The following is a 4,149-nucleotide window of genomic DNA, read 5'->3' on the forward strand; positions in this document are numbered from 1 at the left end:
CGGAAGGTTATGAAGCAACATTAGTCAACGTAGGCGACGATGCATTGGATTCAGACGGCGCGTCAACAACAGTAACAATCAATAACGCGGATAATTACACAATCGACAGCGGATTCTTCAAACCAGCGGTTGAAGAACCAACGCCAGTACCGGCAACATACAACTTAGGTGACTATGTATGGGAAGATTCAAACAAAGACGGCATCCAAAACTCGAATGAAGTGGGTATCGAAGGCGTAACAGTAACATTGACAAAACCAGACGGATCAACAGTAACGACAGTTACAGATGCGAACGGTAAATATGAGTTTACTGGTCTAGAAAACGGCGACTACACAGTTGATTTCACAGCACCGGAAGGTTATGAAGCAACATTAGTCAACGTAGGCGACGATGCATTGGATTCAGACGGCGCGTCAACAACAGTAACAATCAATAACGCGGATAACTACACAATCGACAGCGGATTCTACAAACCAGTTGAAGAGCCGACACCAGTACCAGCTACTTACACAGTTGGCGATAAAGTTTGGGAAGACACAAACAAAGACGGTATCCAAAACTCAAATGAACCTGGCATCCCTGGCGTAGAAGTAACGTTGACAAAACCAGACGGATCAACAGTAACGACAACAACAGACAATAACGGTAACTATGAGTTTACAAACTTACCGAACGGTGACTACACGATCACATTCGAAACACCAGAAGGTTACGAACCAACATTAGTTAATGTAGGAAATACTGCGCTTGATTCAGATGGAACAACAACAACAGTTACAATCAATAATGCAGATAACTACACAATTGATAGTGGCTTCTTTAAACCAGTAGTAGAACCAACACCAGTACCAGCAACTTACACAGTTGGCGATAAAGTTTGGGAAGATACAAACAAAGACGGTATCCAAAACTCAAATGAACCTGGCATCCCTGGCGTAGAAGTAACGTTGACAAAACCAGATGGATCAACAGTTACAACTACAACAGACGAAAATGGTAATTATGAGTTCACAAACTTACCGAATGGTGAATATACAATTACATTTGAAACGCCAGAAGGTTATGAACCAACATTAGTTAATGTAGGAAATACTGCATTAGACTCAGACGGCAAAACTGTAACAGTGATTGTAAATAACGCAGATGATAAAACAATCGACAGCGGATTCTACAAACCAGTAGTAGAACCAACACCAGAGGATCCAACACCGGAAGAGCCAGGCACACCTGAAAAGCCGGAAGAACCGACAACACCAGAGGAACCAGGCACACCTGAAAAACCGGAAGAACCGACAACACCGGAAGAACCAGGCACACCTGAAAAGCCGGAAGAACCGACAACACCAGAGGAACCAGGCACACCTGAAAAACCGGAAGAACCGACAACACCAGAGGAACCAGGCACACCTGAAAAACCGGAAGTTCCGACAACACCGGAAGAGCCAGGCACACCTGAAAAACCAGAAGAACCGACAACACCAGAGGAACCAGGCACACCTGAAAAACCAGAAGTTCCGACAACACCGGAAGAACCAGGCACACCTGAAAAACCAGAAGTTCCAACAACACCGGAAGAGCCAGGCACACCTGAAAAACCGGAAGTTCCAACAACACCAGAGGAACCAACTGCACCAGCTGTTACTCCAGCTCCAAGCGTGGAACAACCAGCAGTTGAAAAACAAGAAAAGCCTTCTGAAGAAGCAAGTTCTAAAGAGAAGGAAGAAGCTTTACCAGACACAGGTGAAACAGAAAGCACAAATAACGCGCCATTATTCGGTGGATTATTTGCAGCTCTAGGTTCAATCTTGTTATTCGGTAGACGTCGTAAAGACAATAAAGATAAACAATAAGTTTAACTAAAAAAATCTATCAATGATTTTTGGAACACATCTCATTTGAGGTGTGTTCTTTTTTTATACATAATGAAAGTAATAGGGATTAAAAGAAATTATTGAATTTGCCGCGTTTAAATAGATAAAAAGAAGAAAAGGTGATTTAATGACGAAAATGAGTGATTATCAATCTCCAATAGGAACATTAACGCTTGTAAGCGAAGATGATGTATTGACAGGTATTTATTACGAAGGACAAATTAATAAAGAAAATCCAAATATAGATAAAGTGGCATTAACCTCAGTGCCAGTTTTTAACCAAGTCAGTGATTGGTTAGATCGTTATTTTAAAGGGGAAAATCCAGAAATTAATTTTAAGTATCATGCTTCTGGTACTGAATTCAGAGAACAGGTTTGGAATGAGCTTGTTAAAATTCCTTACGGTGAATTAGTAACGTATGGAGATATAGCACGTAAAATTGCACAGTTAAGAGGTAAGAAAAAAATGTCTGCACAAGCAGTTGGTGGAGCAGTAGGCAGTAATCCGATTTCTATTATTATCCCTTGCCACCGTGTGGTAGGCCACCACAACAAACTGACTGGATATGGTGGCGGATTAGATAGGAAACGTTATTTATTAGAATGTGAACATCATGACTTAAATCAATTTACGACTTAAATTTCTAAACATTGGTGTAAGAATTGCTCTGCTTGTTGGTATATTGTTTTAATATTACTATTAAACGAACGATCAAAATCGTGTTCATCACTATCGAGTGTAATTAATGTGGAATTAGGAATATATTGTTTCAACCGTTCGCTTTCACTAAAAGGAACATCAATATCTCTTGAAGCATGCGCAATAAAAACGGGAGGCAATTGTTTTAAAGCACGTGCACTTAAATTTAATTCAGTTTTTTCAGCATCTTGAATACCGACAAATTCATACCACTGTCCGATGCCTCTTGTATATAAATAGAGTGGATAACGAAACTGAATCGGTCCTTCTGTAATCGGTTGTGATTGAACCATCATATCAATCATAGCTGAGTTCAGATGGGCCGTTTTCTTTTGGAATTCACTGTGCGGTAATTTGAATTCAGGCAAGTCCACTTTTGCATAACCATAAAAATCAATGACACCTTTAACAGTACGTTGAGATGCGATTTGCAAAGCTAAATAACCTCCGGAAGATCGTCCGAAAGTAAAGAGTGGCAAATCAGGATATATTTTATTGATGTTATCAAATACTAAAAAAGCATCATTTAAAATAGTGCCGATATTGGATTCGGGTGCTAACCGATAGGGTGCTTCCACTAAATGAAAATGTTGTGTCAGTATTTGAATTGCTTCATCAGATAAATCGTGAGGTGAACCCGCAATTAAACCACCACCATGATAATAGATGATGATACCTTTCGGTTGTTGTGAAAGGTGCGTACGTATATGAAGTTGGAAATTATCAGGTGTTTGTATGGTGTTTGTTTGTGTATCTATTAGAATCACTACTTTCTGCTTGAATAAGTCACTACAAATGACTAGTTAATAGTTTAAGCTTTTTTGAATAGAAAAACGAATCATAAATATATAAATAAGAGGGAATGACACACATGTTCATTCCCTCTTATTCATTAGCTATATTATTGAATGGATGCGCCAAGCAATCCGAATCCGATTGAAATAATGACTAATGCAACACCAAAAATAATAGAAACTTTTCCTGATAACTTACAAGTTTTATACAGTAAAACACTCAATAAATAACCAGAAAGTAAAGTCTGTAAGTTAAATACGCTAAGTACTTTATTACCTGGGTCAAATATATTCAAGCTTGTGATCGAAATTTTCACAATATCTAAACCAACAATCACTTGAATCACTAAGACAATCAGTGCTACTAATGAGCTGATTAACAGCGCAAATAATGTTCCCGCAAAAATGCTTTTCTTTTTCACATTAGATTTGAAAATACGCGCAATTGCCCAAACGATTAAAAATGCGACAAGTAAATAGAAAAGTTGTGAGAAGAGGCCTCCAATAACAGTGACTGGTCCCATAAACGATCTAGCTTGTTCAACTTGTGCTTGATTCATATTTGGGTTGTTTTGTTTCATGAGTTCTGTCCAATCACTAAAAGCGAAAGTCAACCATAGTGAACCAATAACTACGACAATCCAAATAATTAAATTAAGTATCCATTTTGGACGTTCTCTGAATTTGCTAAAGGAATCCCCTAGCAGTAAGTTAGAATTTTCCATATGCTACTCCTTATGTAAGATTTATTAAGAGCGTATCATAGTCATTAATTTTAATA

General features: G+C 38.5%; 4 protein-coding genes. 2 read left to right on the forward strand and 2 right to left on the reverse strand.

Annotated elements, in window-relative coordinates:
* Window positions 1-1,853 (forward strand): SdrD B-like domain-containing protein (locus CD112_RS13870; RefSeq protein WP_142380798.1); only part of this gene is annotated, 1,853 nt, incomplete at its 5' end.
* A gap of 148 nt (window positions 1,854-2,001) precedes the next feature.
* Entirely contained in the window at window positions 2,002-2,514 is a 513-nt protein-coding gene (locus CD112_RS00575; RefSeq protein WP_103363683.1) for a methylated-DNA--[protein]-cysteine S-methyltransferase, read from the forward strand.
* Here the strand turns inward: CD112_RS00575 and CD112_RS00580 are convergent.
* Together CD112_RS00580 and CD112_RS00585 are read right to left on the reverse strand one after the other, a co-directional pair.
* The gene (locus tag CD112_RS00580; protein WP_103363684.1) at window positions 2,511-3,341 is read right to left on the reverse strand and encodes an alpha/beta hydrolase; all 831 of its coding nucleotides are present in this window, start codon (window positions 3,339-3,341) and stop codon (window positions 2,511-2,513) included. The two genes, CD112_RS00575 and CD112_RS00580, sit on opposite strands and share 4 nt — an antisense overlap.
* A 134-nt stretch (window positions 3,342-3,475) precedes the next feature.
* Window positions 3,476-4,093, reverse strand: a complete 618-nt coding sequence (locus tag CD112_RS00585) for a YIP1 family protein (RefSeq protein WP_103363685.1) — start codon at window positions 4,091-4,093, stop codon at window positions 3,476-3,478.
* Window positions 4,094-4,149 lie beyond the last annotated feature (56 nt).

The organism is Staphylococcus simulans, assembly GCF_002902285.1.
In the GTDB taxonomy this organism is placed as follows: Bacteria; Bacillota; Bacilli; order Staphylococcales; family Staphylococcaceae; genus Staphylococcus; species Staphylococcus simulans.